This window comes from Paludisphaera mucosa, assembly GCF_029589435.1.
Classification (GTDB): domain Bacteria; phylum Planctomycetota; class Planctomycetia; order Isosphaerales; family Isosphaeraceae; genus Paludisphaera; species Paludisphaera mucosa.
Map to the genome: position 1 here is coordinate 5,083,727 of NZ_JARRAG010000002.1, position 14,665 is coordinate 5,098,391.

Below are 14,665 nucleotides of genomic sequence, written 5' to 3' on the forward strand. Positions count from 1 at the left end.
TCGGTGGCCTGTCGGTCTATCCTCGTGGGGTGCGAGACGACGCGAACGCCCCTTCGAGGAGCTGGATTTCATGCTTGCCACGATGGTCTTGGTCGGGCTGCTCGCCGGTGCGCCGGCGGCCCAGGACGCGAAGCGGCCGGACGTCCCGATCGCCGACTTCGAGGGGCCGGACTACGGCGGCTGGAAGGCGACCGGCGAGGCCTTCGGCCCCGCGCCCGCCCGGGGGACTCTCCCCGGCCAGATGACCGTTGAAGGATACCTGGGCCAGGGCCTGGTGAACAGCTTCCGCGGCGGCGACGACGCGACCGGCGAGCTGGCGAGTCCGCCTTTCCGCATCGAGCGCGAGCACCTGAACTTCCTGATCGGCGGCGGCGGCTGGGCCGGCGAGACCTGCCTCGACCTGCTCGTCGACGGCAAGGTCGTCCGCTCGGCGACCGGCCCCAACCGCGACCCCGGCGGCACCGAGCGGCTCCGCTGGGCCGCCTGGGACGTCAAGGACCTGCAAGGGAAGGACGCGACCCTGCGCGTCGTCGACCGCCGCAAGGGGGGGTGGGGACACGTCAACGTCGACCAGATCGTCCAGACCGACGCGCCGAAACTCCCCGTCCGCGCCACGCGGGCCATCGCGCTGAAGGATCGATACCTGCTCATCCCGGTGAAGACCGGCGCCCCCAAGGTCCGCGCCAAGATCCTGGGCGAGCGGGGCGAGACGCTCCGCGACTTCGACGTCGAGCTGGCCCCGGGCGAGGCCGACTTCTTCGCGTTCAGCGACCTGGCCGCCCATCGTGGGAGCACGGTCACGGTCCGCGTCGACGAGCTGGAAGACCCCACGGCGCTGGGGCGGATCCAGCAGTCCGCCTTCCTTCCCGGCGCGGCGGAGGCGTACAAGGAGAAGCACCGGCCGCAGCTCCACTTCACGTCGCGCGTCGGGTGGCTGAACGACCCCAACGGGCTCGTCTGGCAGGACGGCGAGTACCACCTCTTCTACCAGCACAACCCCTTCGGCTGGGCCTGGGGCAACATGCACTGGGGGCACGCCGTCAGCCCGGACCTGGTGCATTGGAAAGAGGCGGGGATCGCGCTCTACCCCCACGAGTACGGCGACTGGGCCTTCTCCGGCAGCGCGGTAGTCGACGTGAAGAACACGGGCGGATTCCAGAAGGGCGACAAGCCGCCGATCGTCGCCGCCTACACCAGCACCGGGCGGGGCGAGTGCATCGTCTACAGCAACGACGGCGGCCGGACCATGACCGAGTACGAGGGGAACCCGGTCGTCAAGCACGAGGGCCGCGACCCGCGGCTGCTCTGGCACGAGCCGTCGAAGCGCTGGGTCATGGCGGTGTACGACGAGGGCAAGAACCCCGACCGCCAGAGCATCGACTTCTACACCTCGCCCGACCTCAAGGCCTGGACGTTCGGCAGCCGGCTCGACGGCTTCTTCGAGTGCCCCGACCTGTTCGAGCTGGCCGTCGACGGCGATCCGAGCAACAAGCTCTGGGTCGTCTACGCGGCCGACGGCAAGTACAAGCTCGGCAAGTTCGACGGCAAGACGTTCGAGGTCGTCTCGGGCCCCGAGAAGCTCGTCTTCCGCCACGGCAACTTCTACGCGGCGCAGACGTTCAGCGACGAGCCTAAAGGGCGTCGCATCCAGATCGGCTGGGCCAACGGCGTGACGTTCCCGGGCTCGCCGTTCAACCAGCAGATGAGCCTGCCGACCGAGCTGACGCTGCGGATGACCAAGGACGGTCCCCGGATCTTCGCCGAGCCCGTCGCCGAGCTGAAGTCGCTGCGGGCCGGGGCCCGCGAATTCTCGAAGACGACCCTCGAACCGGGCGCGAAGAACCCCCTGGAGGGAGCGACGTCGGGCGATCTTTACGAGATCGAGCTGGCCTTTCGGCCCAACGGGGCCGAGTCCGTCGAGCTGGACCTGCGCGGGACGCCCCTGGTGTACGACGTGAAGCGGCAGGACGTGGTCTGCAAGCAGGTGCGGACGTTCGTGCCCCAGGTCGACGGCCTGGTGACCTTGCATGTGTTCGTGGATCGAGGGTCGATCGAGGTCTTCGCCAACGGGGGCCGGACGGCGATCTCGGTGGCCGACCTGGCCGACGACGCGAACCATTCGCTGGGGATCGCGGCGAAGGGGGGGGCGGTCGGGCTGGAGCGGCTCGTCGTCTATCCGCTGCGGTCTTCGTGGTGAGCGTCGGGGGCCGCGCCAGGCCCTGGAAGCCCGGGCGCGGCCGTGCGAGAATCGTGGTCCGGGGCGAATCCCTCGCCCTCGACACGCCTGGAAGGGAACGCCCATGACCTCTCCCAAGAAGAACGTGGACCAGGCTTTCGCCCTGGCGAAGGAACGCTACGCCGCGCTCGGCGTGGACGTCGAGAAGGCCCTGGAGCGGCTGGCGAAGATCCCGATCTCGCTGCACTGCTGGCAGGGCGACGACGTCGGCGGATTCGAGAACGCCGGCGAGGGCCTGGGCGCCGGCCTTGCCGTCACGGGGAACTATCCCGGCAAGGCGCGGACGGCCGACGAGCTGCGCGGCGACCTCGACGAGGCGCTCGCGCTGATCCCCGGCACGCACCGCCTGAACCTCCACGCCAGCTACGCCGAGACCGGCGGCGAGAAGGTCGACCGCGACGCCCTGGAGCCGGCCCACTTCCGGGCCTGGATCGAGTGGGCGAAGGCCAAGGGGATGGGGATGGACTTCAACCCCACCTACTTCTCGCACCCCAAGGCGGCCGACGGCTGGACCCTGGCCCACCCCGACAAGGCGATCCGCCAGTTCTGGATCGACCACGGCATCGCCTGCCGCAAGATCGGCGCGGCGATGGGCGAGGCGCTGGGCACGCCCTGCGTCACCAACGTCTGGATCCCCGACGGCATGAAGGACGCGACCGTCGACCGCAAGGGCCCCCGCGAGCGGCTGCTGCACGCGCTCGACGCGATGTTCGCGACGCCCATCGACCCCAGGCTCAACAAGGACGCCGTCGAGGGCAAGCTGTTCGGCATCGGCTCGGAGACCTACGTGGTCGGCATGCACGAGTTCTACCTCGGCTACGCGATCACGCGCAAGAAGGTCTTCACCGTCGACTCGGGCCACTTCCACCCGACCGAGGTCGTCGCCGACAAGCTCTCGTCGGCCCTGACCTACGTCGACGAGGTCTTGATGCACGTCAGCCGGGGCGTGCGTTGGGACAGCGACCACGTCGTCTTGCTGACCGACGACATCGAGCTGATCGCCCAGGAGCTGGTGCGCGGGGACTACCTCGACCGCGTCCACATCGGCCTGGACTTCTTCGACGCCAGCATCAACCGCGTCGCCGCCTGGGTCATCGGCACCCGGTCGATGATCAAGGCCCTGCTGCTCGCCCTGCTGGAGCCGATCGACGCCCTGCGGAAGTACGAGGCCGACGGCGACTACACGTCGCGGCTGGCCGTCCTCGAAGAGCTGAAGTCGCTCCCCTTCGGCGCCGTGTGGGACCACTACCTCCAGACGAAGGACATCCCCGTCGGCCGCGCCTGGATCGACGGCGTGAAGCGCTACGAGGCCGACGTCCTGAGCAAGCGGGGATGACGGGGCGCGTGCGACCCCGGACCGGCGCGATCCTTCTCCCGCCGGGAGAAGGTGGGCGGGACGTCCGGATGAGGGTCGTCGGAGTTCGGAGCGAGTGAGGGTGCACGGAGGCGTCCGCGAAGCGCCGCGACCCTCATCCGCCCCTTCGGGGCACCTTCTCCCGGGGGAAGAGGGGGTGAACCCTCCACCGCTCCGCCCGTCGCGCCGATGCTCGTCTCGACCTGGTTTGATATCTTCGAACGGCTCTCCAACCCGTCAACCCTCGAAGGCCATCCGCGACCTCTCATGACTCCAAACCCATTCCTCGGCCTCGTGTACCACTGGCTGGGCGGCCTGGCCTCCGGCAGCTTCTACGTCCCCTACCGGTTCGTCCGCAAGTGGTCGTGGGAGACCTACTGGCTGACCGGCGGCGTCTTCAGCTGGATCATCGCCCCGTGGGCGCTCGGCCTGGGGATGACGAACGACCTCCCCTCGGTGATCTCCGAGACGCCGGCGGAGACGCTGCTCAAGGTCTACCTGTTCGGCGTGCTCTGGGGGATGGGAGGGCTGACGTTCGGCCTGACCATGCGCTACCTGGGGATGTCGCTGGGCATGGCGGTGGCGCTCGGGTACACCGCCGCCTTCGGCACGATGGTGCCGCCGATCGTGAAGGGGGAGCTGTTCACGAAGATCCTGCCGACCCTCTCGGGCCAGGTCGTCCTGTTCGGCGTCCTGGTCTGCCTCGCCGGCATCGCCGTGGCGGGGCTGGCCGGGATGTCGAAGGAGCACGAGCTGTCCGAAGAGGCCAAGAAGTCCTCGATCCAGGAGTTCGACTTCAAAAAAGGCCTGCTGGTCGCCACCTTCTCGGGCGTCATGAGCGCCTGCTTCGCGTTCGGCCTGGACGCCAGCGGGCCGATCAAGGCCCTCACCAAGGTCCACGGGACGCCCGACCTGTGGAGCGGCCTTCCCTCGCTGGTGGTCATCCTGGCGGGCGGCTTCACGACCAACTTCCTCTGGTGCGCCTTCCTGCACTGGAAGAACGGGTCGGCCTACCAGTACTTGAGCCCGGTCGTCCGGCCCGACGCCTCGCTCGCCCGCGACCGCACCGAGGTGCTGGAGACCGCGACCGACGCCCCCGGCGAGGAGGCGGCCCTGCAGGCGCACGGCCTCGACGCCTCGGCCGCCGAGGCGGCATCGGGCCGCGTCCCGCTCTTCTGGAACTACCTCTTCAGCGCCCTGGCCGGGGTGACCTGGTACTTCCAGTTCTTCTTCTACACGATGGGCGAGACCAAGATGGGGGAGGACTACAAGTTCTCCAGCTGGACCCTGCACATGGCCAGCATCATGATCTTCAGCACCCTCTGGGGGATCGCCCTCAAGGAATGGAACGGCACGAGCGCGCGGACGAAGCGGCTCGTCGCCCTCACCCTGGCCGTGCTGATCGGGTCCACCGTGATCATCGGCTACGGCAACTCGCTCGCGCCCAAGGCGGCGGCCGGCGTCGAGTCCCCCGCGGCCGCGCCCGTCGAGTCCCGGCCCTGATCCGGGAACGACCGCCCGGGCTGCGCCTCCCTCTCCCGCAGACGTTCGCTATAAGGATCGCATCATGTTGAAACGACGGCTCGTGAACGCCCTCCTCGCCTCGGCCCTCGCGGGCCTCGGGGCGGCCTCCGTGGCGCGGGGGCAGCAGGTGCCGGCCCAGCCCGACGTGCTGGGGATCTCGCCGGTCCAGCTCCGCGTCGAGGCCAAGGTCGACCCGCTCGGGGTCGACTCGGTCAACCCCCGGTTGAGCTGGATCGTCGCCTCCTCCCGGCGCGGCGAGGTGCAGACGGCCTATCAGATCGTCGTCGCGACCGACGAGGCCAAGCTCGCCGCCGAGGAGGGGGGGGACCTCTGGGACAGCGGCAAGGTCGCCAGCGACGAGACGACGGGCATCTCGTATTCGGGCGTCCCGCTCAAGAGCGGCCTGCGCTGCGTGTGGAAGGTCCGGATCTGGGGCAAGGACGGCAACCCCTCGGGCTGGAGCGCCCCCGCCTTCTGGACCGTCGGCCTGCTCGACGCGGCCGACTGGAAGGCCGAATGGATCGGCCACGACAAGGCCCGCGACGAATCCGCCGGCGCCGTGGAGGCCGACTTCGGCGCGGCGAAGTGGATCTGGCACGGCGAGGACAAGGGGGGCGACAAGCCCAAAGGCCACCGCCTGTTCGTGACCGAGTTCGAGGTCGCCGCCGACTCGCCGATCGCCGAGGCCACCCTGCTCAGCGTCGCCGACGACTCGCACAAGTACACGATCAACGGCCAGCTCGCCGCCGCCGGCAGCAGCTTCAAGGTCCCGGTCCAGACCGACGTCGCCCGGTTCGTGAAGCCCGGCAAGAACACCCTGCGGGCCGAGGTCGAGAACGGCGCGCCGAGCCCCGCGGGCCTGCTCGCCCGCCTGGTCGTCAAGCTGAAGGACGGCCGGGTCGTCGAGTCGATCACCGACCCCTCATGGAAGACCGTCGCCGACCCCGGGGCCAACTGGCACGACCGGGCCATCGACCTCGCCGGCCTCCCCGCCGCGGAGGTCGTGGGCGCGTACGGCGACGGCCCCTGGGGCAAGCTCACCGTCACCAAGCTGGTCCTGCCCAGGCCGGCCTACCTGCGGAAGGACTTCCAGGTCGACAAGCCCGTGAAGCGGGCCACGCTCTACACGACGGCCCTGGGGATCCACGACGCCCACGTCAACGGCGTCCGCGTCGCCGACGACTACTTCAACCCCGGCTGGACCGACTACACGAAGCGCGTCTACTACCGGACGTACGACGTCACCCGGCTCGTCCGCCCCGGCGCCAACGCCCTGGGGGCGATCCTGGCCGACGGCTGGTACAGCGGCTACGTCGGCTTCGGCAAGCTCCGCGACCACTACGGCAAGAAGCCCCGCCTCAAGGCCCAGCTCGTGGTCGAGCACGCCGACGGGTCGACCTCCGTCGTCGCCACCGGCCCGGACTGGAAGGCGGCCGTCGGGCCGATCCTCGAGGCCGACTTCCTCATGGGCGAGACCTACGACGCCCGCCTCGAGAAGGCCGGCTGGGACCAGCCCGGCTACGACGCCTCGGCCTGGGCCGCGGTCGATTCCGGGGCCGAGATGGACCCGAAGGTCGAGGCCCACCCCGGGCCCCCGGTCCTGCCGTTCACCGAGCTGCGCGCCAAGACTTCCGCCCCGGTCAAGCCGGGCGTCTACGTGCTCGACTACGGCCGGAACTTCGCCGGCGTCCCCCGCCTGCGGCTCCGCGGCGAGCCCGGCCAGGCGATCACCCTGCGGTTCGCCGAGCGGCTCAACCCCGACGGCTCCGTCTACGTCACCAACCTCCGCGAGGCCCGCTGCATCGACACCTACGTCTGCAAGGGGACCGGCGAGGAGGAGGTCTGGTCGCCCCGGTTCACCTTCCACGGCTACCAGTACCTGGAGGTCTCGGGCCTGAAGTCGCCCCCCACCACCGAGACGGTGGTCGGCCTGGCCCTCTCCAGCGCCACGGCCGTCGCCGGCCGGTTCCAGACGTCCGACCCGATGCTCAACCAGCTCCACAGCAACATCTACTGGACCCAGCGGGCGAACTTCATCGACATCCCCACCGACTGCCCCCAGCGCGACGAGCGCCTGGGCTGGACGGGCGACGCCCAGGTCTACATCAAGACCGCGAGCCTCAACGCCGACGTCCAGGCCTTCTTCGACAAGTGGCTCGTCGACCTGACCGACGGCCAGCGCGCCGACGGCCAGTTCCCCATGGTCGCCCCGGTCAAGGTCGCCGGCGACGACGGCGGCCCCGCCTGGGCCGAGGCCGGCGTCGTCTGCCCCTGGACCATCTACCAGGTCTACAACGACAAACGGCTGCTCGAACGCCAGTACCCGTCGATGGCGAAGTACGTCGAGTTCCAGATCGCCCGCAGCACCCCCGACCTGCTGCCCCCCGAGAAGTACCACGCCTTCGGCGACTGGCTGAGCATCGGCGCCGACACGCCCAAGGACGTGATCTACTCTGCCTACTTCGCCCTCGCCGCCCGCACCACGTCCAAGGCCGCCGAGGTCCTCGGCAAGGCCGAAGACGCCAAGAAGTACGCCGACGTTTACGAGAAGATCAAGGCGTCGTTCAACAGGGCGTACGTCGCCGAGGACGGCCGGATCAAGGGCGACACCCAGGCCTGCTACGTCCTGGCGCTCAGCAACGACCTCGTCGACGGCGAAAAGGCGAAGCAGGCGGCCGAGCACCTGGTGAAGGACATCGAGGCCAAGGGCTGGCACCTCTCCACGGGCTTCGTCGGCACCAAGGACCTGATGCTCGTCCTCTCCAAGATCGGCCGCCAGGACGTCGCCTACCGGCTCCTGTTCAACGACACGTTCCCCTCGTGGGGCTTCTCGATCAGGCACGGCGCGACCAGCATCTGGGAGCGCTGGGACGGCTGGACCCCCGACAAGGGCTTCCAGGACCCGGGCATGAACTCGTTCGCCCACTACTCCTTCGGCGCGGTCTACGGCTGGATCGTCGAGAACATCGGCGGCATCCACGCGGCCGACGTGGCCTACAAGCGGATCGTGATCGCCCCCAAGCTCACCGACAAGCTGACGTTCGCCTCGACCTCGTACCGGAGCGTCCGCGGCGACGTCGCGGTGGCCTGGACGCGGAACGCCGGCGTCGTCACGATGGACGTCACCATCCCGGCCAACACGACCGCCAAGATCGCCGTCCCGGCCGCCGACCCCGCCGCGATCGCCGAGAGCGGGGTCCCGCTCGCCCAGGCCCAGGCCCAGGGCGTGAAGGTCGCCGGCGTCGAGGAGGGCGCGACGATCGTCGAGGTCGGCTCGGGCCGCTACGTCTTCACCTTCGCGGCCCGCTGACGCGGGCCGACCCCCCGCGAGGCCCGGCCCCCGCCGCGCCGGGCCTCGCCGCCCCAACCTCCCGCCTCTCGAAACCCACCTTGCCCGGACTTACGAGGAACCCGACGTGATCCAAAAGCACCCCCACCTGACGCTCGCCCTGATGGCGATGTCGGCGGCCTTCGCGACGCGGCCCGCCGCCGCCGAGGAGCCCGCCTTCCAGGCCCTGTTCAACGGCAAGGACCTCTCCGGCTGGCACGGCGAGTCGACGATCGACCCGCGCAAGTTCAAGGCGATGAGCCCCGACGAGCAGAAGGCCAAGCTCGCCGCCGACGCCGCCGACGCCGCCCAGCACTGGAAGGCGGCCGACGCCGAGATCGTCAACGACGGCCACGGCGTCTTCCTCGCGACCGACAAGGAGTACGGCGACGTCGAGCTGTTCCTCGACTTCAAGATCGGCCCGATGGGCGACAGCGGCGTCTACCTCCGCGGCACGCCCCAGATCCAGATCTGGGACTTCCGCGAGGAGGCCGGCAAGCACAGCCTCGGTGCCGGCAAGGGCTCGGGCGGCCTCTGGAACAACTCCGCCGGCGCGCCCGGCAAGGACCCGCTGGTCTTCGCCGACAACCCGATCGGCGAGTGGAACACGCTGCGGGTCGTCCAGGTCGGCGCCCGCACCACGATCTACCTGAACGGCAAGCTGGTCGTCCAGGACGCGGTCATGGAGAACTACTGGGACCGCAAGACCCCGCTGGCCGCCGTCGGCCCGATCCAGCTCCAGACCCACGGCAGCGAGACCCGCTTCCGCAACATCAAGATCCGCGAGATCGCCCCGGCCGAGGCGAACGCCTACCTCGCCAAGCTCGACACCGCCGTCGGCGGCTTCGTCGAGCTGTTCGACGGCAAGGACCTCGCCGGCTGGAAGGGCCCGGTCGACAACTACGAGGTCGTCGACGGCGCCATCCGCTGCAAGCCCGAGCACGGCGGCACGATCTACTACGACAAGGAGTACGGCGACTTCGTCGCCCTCGTCGAGTTCCGCCTGCCCCCCGGCGGCAACAACGGCCTGGCCATCCGCTACCCCGGCCAGGGCGACGCCGCCTACCAGGGCATGACCGAGCTGCAGGTCCTCGACGACGGCCATGAGAAGTACGGCAAGCTCGACCCCCGCCAGGCCCACGGCTCCGCCTACGGCCAGGTCGCCGCGCAGCGCGGCTACCTCCGCCCCGTCGGCGAGTGGAACTACGAGAAGGTGACGGTCAAGGGCCCGAAGATCCAGGTCGAGCTCAACGGCACGACGATCCTCGACGCCGACCTGAGCACCGTCAAGGAGTTCATGGCCAACTCCCCGCACCCCGGCAAGGACCTCAAAAAGGGCTACTTCGGCTTCGCCGGCCACAACGACCCGGTCGAGTTCCGCGCCATCTCGCTGAAGCCGCTGGACTGACGTCCTCCGGCCCGACCCCTGGACATCGAAGGCCGCGCGGCCGTCCCCCCGGGACGGGCCGCGCGGCCTTCTTCGCATCTCGACGTCAGCGCGCCGCCGTCGGCCGGCCCGGGCGCTCGACGATCCCGACGTCGATGTACTGGCCGCCGCCGTTCTGACGGCAGTGGACGGCGAGCAGGTTCCGGCCCCCAGGCCGCAGCGCGGCGCGGGCCTCGTCGGAGATGGGGATCTCCTGATAGTCGGCGACGAAGCCGGGAAGGCGGGCGGCGAGGACGCCGTTGAGGTAGATCTCGGCGTCCTCGTCGTGGTGGACCGAGAGGGCGAGTCGCGACGGGTCGCCGGCCGGGAGGTCGAAGCCGCGGCGGAGCCAGAGTTCGCGCGACCGCCATTCGGTGCGGACGACCGCGCCTGGCGTGCCGCGGCTGCCGAAGCCGCCGGGGGCCTCGGCCCAGGCGGCGTCGTCGAAGCCCTCGCGCGTCCATTCGGCCGGCGGCCGCGCCTCGGTGCGACGCCAGGCGACGGGCTCCCGCCGGGACGTGGCGAGGACCTCGCGCGCGGGCGTCGCCGGGGTGAGGTCGGCGGACGCCGCGTCGATGCGGTGGATGAGCCCCCGATCCAGGCCGACGACGTAGATCTCGCCCTCGGAATCCAGCCCGAACGAGACGACCCGGTCGGGCGCGCGGCCGATCTCGACGATCGAGGTCAAGGCCCGATCGCGCTGCTCGATCGCCCAGACTCGGCGAGTCTCGAAGTCGCCGAAGACGTACTTGCCGACCAGCGCCGGGTTCTTCGCCCCCCGGTAGACGTAGCCGCCCGTCACCGAGACACCGAGCCGGTGGTGATAGGCGAAGACCGGCGCGACGTACCGCGCGTCGGGCCGGGCGTAGCGGTCGGAGAAGGGGTGGAAGGCTTCGTAGACGTTCCAGCCGTGGTTCTCGCCGGCCCGGACGATCGTCACCTCCTCGTACTGCCCTTCGCCGACGTCGCCGACCCAGAGGTCGCCGCTGGGCGGGTCGAAGCTGAACCGCCAGGGTTCGCGGAAGCCGGACGCCCAGATCTCCGGTCGCGCGTCGGGCCGGCCGGCGAAGGGGTTGTCGGGCGGGACGGCGTACGCGCGGCCGCCCTCGGCGCGGTCGACGTCGATGCGGAGGAATTTGCCGAGGAGGGTGGAAAGGTCCTGGCCCCGGCCGTGAGGGTCGTTCTGGGGACCGTCGTCGCCCATCCCCAGGTACAGGAAGCCGTCCGGCCCGAAGGCCATGTACCCCCCGTCGTGGGTCTCGCCCGAGACGGGGATGTCGATCACGGGCCGGGACGGCTCGCCCGAATCGCGGAGGCCGTCGAGGGCGGCCTTGCGCTCGATCACGCGGACGGTCAGCCGGCCCCCGTCGCGCGGGCTGTGCAGCTTGAGGAAGTAGCGGCGGTTGTGGACGAAGTCGGGGTGGAAGGCCACGCTCGTGAGGCCGGTCAGCTCGCCGGGGGTGGTCTCGGCGCCGACGTCGACGAACGGCGAGCGGCGACGGCCCTCGTCCTCCAAGAGCCAGAGCCGGCCCCGCTGCATCTCGATCACGACCGCCCCGCCGGGGAGGCCGGGCAGGGGGCCGAACCAGACGGGCCGCTGGAAGGGCCGGCTCGCGTCGCCCCACGGTCGGAAGGCGACCGGGACGGCCGCGCGGGGCACGTCGCGAGGGTCGACCGCCTCGCGCGGCGAGGCCGAGCGGGCCGGCGCCAGGGACGCGAGGAAGGCGAGCAAGTCGGCCGTCTCGCCGGGCGCGAGGCCCTCATGGAGCCCCGCCGGCATCAGGGAGACCCGGCTGGGGGCCTGCTCTTCGATGTCGGCGCGGGCCACGCGGACGGCCTGATCGGCGGCGACCGCGATCTCGACCGCGGCGTCGCCGGCCGGTCGAACTAGCCCCTGGAGGACCCGGCCCGACGTCAGGGCCACGACCGTCGAGACGTAGTCGGGGTGGATCTTCGCCGAGGGGTCGAGGATCGAATCCAGGATCTCCGACCGTTCCCCGCCCAGCCCGGCGAAGTCGGGGCCGAGGGCCGCGCCCTTGCCCGCGACCGGATGGCAGCCGGCGCAGCGCGTCCGCGCGACGTCCTCGAACAGCCGGCGGCCGCGGCCGGCGTCGCCCGTCGCCGCGAGCACGGCGCGACGATATTCGCCCGTCGCCGGAGCGTCCTGGGCCGATGCGTCCGACGAAGGCAGGGCCGCGATCAGGGTCGCCGCGGCGAGGCTCCGAGAGAGCCTCGTCGGTATCCCGAGGCCATTCATAAGCGTCCTGGGCTCTTTCCGCGGTTGCGGGGCTTCGAGGTTCGGCGAGGCCCCGAAGAACATCCTCGGTCGTGGGGCCGCTCCCCGGAGCGGTTTGGCAAATCCCGGGTCCGAGGCGCAGGCGGAGCGCCGAGGTCTCCGGAAGGCGTTCGGATCGGCGAACCGGCCGCGTCGACCTGTGAAGTTCCCATCATCGGGACCTCGGCGGACGGCGTGCACGACCGCCGCATCCGAGCGGGCGTCCTTCCATTAAAACACGGCCATTCGATGGAAGCGACCCGTCAAGGCTGGGGCCCGCCGAAAACCAGACGCCCGTCGCGCATCCGGGCGATCCCGGGGCGTCAATCGAAGAGGACGCCCTTCAGGTCGAGGGTGAAGCCGGGCAGGACGTCCTCGCCGGGGAGCGTCGTCGGTTTCGTCAGCGTCTCGACGTCGCGGCCGGGGCGGTGGATCTCGACCGTCTGCGTCTCCGGGTCGATCAGCCAGCCGAGCCGCACGCCGTGGGCGAGGTACTCGGCCATCTTGACGCGCATGTCCTTGATCGCGTCGCTGGGCGAGCGCAGTTCGACGGCGAAGTCGGGGACGACGTGGGCGAACCGCCGGCGGTCCTCCGCCGGGACGCGATCCCAGCGTTCGCGTGCGATCCAGGAGACGTCCGGTGCGCGGATCGCGCCGTCGGGGAGGGTGAAACCCGTCGACGAATCGAAGACCTTGCCGAGTCGGGACGCCTTGTTCCAGATCCCGAGTTGGATGGTCAGCTCGGCGTTGCGGCCGCCGCCGTCGGACGATGCGGGCGTCATGGCGATCAGTCCTCCGTCGGCGGCCCGTTCGAGCCGGAGGTCGCGATTGGCCGCGCAAAGCGTCGCGAAGTCGTCGGCGTCGACCACGAGCCGGACGGAGCGCGGGAGCGCCAGGGTCGTCGGGGCCTCGCCCGCGGCCCTGGAAGCATCCTGTTCGAGGGTGATGGTTCCCATGGCTGAGCCTCCGTTCCGGCGTCCGGCCTCGGCGTTCTTTCGCATCGTAAGCCTCGGCCGCCGGGCGTCAAGCCTCGCTCACGCCAGGATGGCCTGGACCGGGTTCTGGTCGAGGACGCCGGTCAGGCGCATGTCGAGGCCCTGGGACTTGAAGCTGAGGCGGCGGTGGTCGATGCCCATGCAGTGGAGGATCGTGGCGTTCATGTCGTGGATGTGGACCGGGTCCTGCACCACGTTGTAGCTGAAGTCGTCGGTCTCGCCGTGGACGACCCCCTTCTTGATCCCGCCGCCGGCGAACCAGACGGGGAAACACTTGGGGTGATGGTCGCGGCCGTAGTTCTCGCGCGAGAGCGGGCCCTGGCAGTAGATCGTGCGGCCGAACTCGCCGCCCCAGATCACCAGGGTGTCGTCGAGCAGCCCGCGCTGCTTCAGGTCGGTGATGAGCGCGTAGGTCGCCTGGTCGACGTCCTTGCACTGGGCGGGGAGGTCGCCGGCGAGGTTGCCGTGCTGGTCCCAGCCGCGGTGGAAGATCTGCACGAACCGGACGTCGCGCTCGGCCAGGCGGCGGGCGAGCAGGGCGCTGCGGGCGAAGGTCCCGGGCTTGTGGACGTCGGGGCCGTACATGTCGAGGATGTTCTTGGGCTCGTTGCTGATGTCGGCCAGTTCGGGGACGCTGGTCTGCATGCGGAAGGCCATCTCGTACTGGGCGATCCGCGCCTGGGTCTCGGGATCGGCGAACGAGTCGTATTCCTTCTGGTTCAGCCGGTTGATCGCGTCGAGCGTGCGGCGGCGGACCGAGCGGTCGACGCCCGAAGGGTTCGACAGGAAGAGCACCGGGTCGCCCACCGACCGCAGGGCCACCCCCTGGTGCTTGCTGGGCAGGAACCCCGCGCTCCAGAGGCGGGTGTAGATCGCCTGGGCCGACGTCTTGCTCGACCACGACGGCGTCATCACGACGAACGCCGGCAGGTCCTGGTTCATCGCCCCCAGGCCGTAGCTGAGCCACGAGCCCAGGCTGGCGCGGCCGGGGATCTGGTTGCCGGTGCAGATGTAGGTGACGGCCGGGTCGTGGTTGATCGCCTCGGTCCACGTGGTCTTGACCAGGGCGATCTCGTCGACGATCTTCGCCGTCCAGGGGAGCAGCTCGCTGATCCACATCCCCGACTTGCCGTGCTGCGCGAACTTGTACCGCGACGGCGCGACGGGGAAGCGGGACTGGCCGCTGGTCATCGTGGTCAGGCGCTGGCCCTTGCGGATCGAGTCGGGCAGGTCCTTGTCGAACTGCTCGTCCATCTTCGGCTTGTAGTCGAAGAGGTCGATCTGCGACGGGCCGCCGTTCATGTGCAGGTAGATCGCCCGCTTGGCCTTGGGGGCGAAGTGGGGCAGGCCGGGGAGGCCGCCCGCGCCGTTGGGCAGGGCCGGGGAGGCCGGGTCGGCCCCGGGGAAGGCGATCCCCTCGCGGGCGAGGAGGTCGGCCAGGGCGACCGTGCCGAGGCTCATCGCCCCGGCGCGGCCGAAGAAGCTCCGGCGGGTCTCGACCTGGGCGTTCTCGCGGATCGGGTCCAT

8 protein-coding genes are annotated in these 14,665 nt (G+C 70.4%); 5 read left to right on the plus strand and 3 right to left on the minus strand.

What is annotated here, in order from left to right; all coding sequences use genetic code 11:
- Positions 1-70 precede the first annotated feature (70 nt).
- The 5 genes from PZE19_RS29585 (at position 71) to PZE19_RS29605 (ending at position 9,850) form a co-directional block, all read left to right on the plus strand.
- Entirely contained in the window at positions 71-2,197 is a 2,127-nt protein-coding gene (locus tag PZE19_RS29585; protein ID WP_277864204.1) for a glycoside hydrolase family 32 protein, read from the plus strand.
- Between the two features lie 103 nt (positions 2,198-2,300).
- Positions 2,301-3,572, plus strand: coding sequence for an L-rhamnose isomerase (locus PZE19_RS29590; RefSeq protein WP_277864205.1), 1,272 nt, complete (start codon positions 2,301-2,303; stop codon positions 3,570-3,572).
- A 285-nt stretch (positions 3,573-3,857) separates the two neighbouring features.
- Positions 3,858-5,093 carry an L-rhamnose/proton symporter RhaT gene (gene rhaT / locus PZE19_RS29595; protein ID WP_277864206.1) on the plus strand — a complete coding sequence of 412 codons (1,236 nt, stop codon included), beginning with the start codon at positions 3,858-3,860 and terminating at the stop codon, positions 5,091-5,093.
- Positions 5,094-5,157: 64 nt separating this feature from the next.
- Positions 5,158-8,424, plus strand: coding sequence for a family 78 glycoside hydrolase catalytic domain (locus PZE19_RS29600; protein ID WP_277864207.1), 3,267 nt, complete (start codon positions 5,158-5,160; stop codon positions 8,422-8,424).
- 106 nt (positions 8,425-8,530) lie between these two features.
- Positions 8,531-9,850 carry a 3-keto-disaccharide hydrolase gene (locus tag PZE19_RS29605; RefSeq protein WP_277864208.1) on the plus strand — a complete coding sequence of 440 codons (1,320 nt, stop codon included), beginning with the start codon at positions 8,531-8,533 and terminating at the stop codon, positions 9,848-9,850.
- Positions 9,851-9,935: 85 nt separating this feature from the next.
- Here the strand turns inward: PZE19_RS29605 and PZE19_RS29610 are convergent, their stop codons facing one another.
- From PZE19_RS29610 to PZE19_RS29620, 3 genes are all read right to left on the minus strand, one after another.
- On the minus strand, positions 9,936-12,125 hold the full coding sequence (locus PZE19_RS29610) for a PQQ-dependent sugar dehydrogenase (RefSeq protein ID WP_277864209.1): 2,190 nt from the start codon (positions 12,123-12,125) through the stop codon (positions 9,936-9,938).
- A gap of 341 nt (positions 12,126-12,466) precedes the next feature.
- A complete protein-coding gene (locus PZE19_RS29615) occupies positions 12,467-13,099 on the minus strand; it encodes a Uma2 family endonuclease (protein ID WP_277864210.1) in 633 nt (210 codons plus the stop codon).
- A gap of 78 nt (positions 13,100-13,177) precedes the next feature.
- The gene (locus PZE19_RS29620) at positions 13,178-14,665 is read right to left on the minus strand and encodes a DUF1501 domain-containing protein (protein WP_277864211.1); all 1,488 of its coding nucleotides are present in this window, start codon (positions 14,663-14,665) and stop codon (positions 13,178-13,180) included.

What these genes read in the sequence shown, in the direction of transcription:
- PZE19_RS29585 (WP_277864204.1), top strand. Translation starts at nt 71, where the DNA reads ATGCTTGCCACGATGGTCTTGGTCGGGCTGCTCGCCGGTGCGCCGGCG.
- PZE19_RS29590 (WP_277864205.1), top strand. Translation starts at nt 2,301, where the DNA reads ATGACCTCTCCCAAGAAGAACGTGGACCAGGCTTTCGCCCTGGCGAAG.
- rhaT (WP_277864206.1), top strand. Translation starts at nt 3,858, where the DNA reads ATGACTCCAAACCCATTCCTCGGCCTCGTGTACCACTGGCTGGGCGGC.
- PZE19_RS29600 (WP_277864207.1), top strand. Translation starts at nt 5,158, where the DNA reads ATGTTGAAACGACGGCTCGTGAACGCCCTCCTCGCCTCGGCCCTCGCG.
- PZE19_RS29610 (WP_277864209.1), bottom strand. Translation starts at nt 12,125, where the DNA reads ATGAATGGCCTCGGGATACCGACGAGGCTCTCTCGGAGCCTCGCCGCG.
- PZE19_RS29615 (WP_277864210.1), bottom strand. Translation starts at nt 13,099, where the DNA reads ATGGGAACCATCACCCTCGAACAGGATGCTTCCAGGGCCGCGGGCGAG.
- PZE19_RS29620 (WP_277864211.1), bottom strand. Translation starts at nt 14,665, where the DNA reads ATGGACCCGATCCGCGAGAACGCCCAGGTCGAGACCCGCCGGAGCTTC.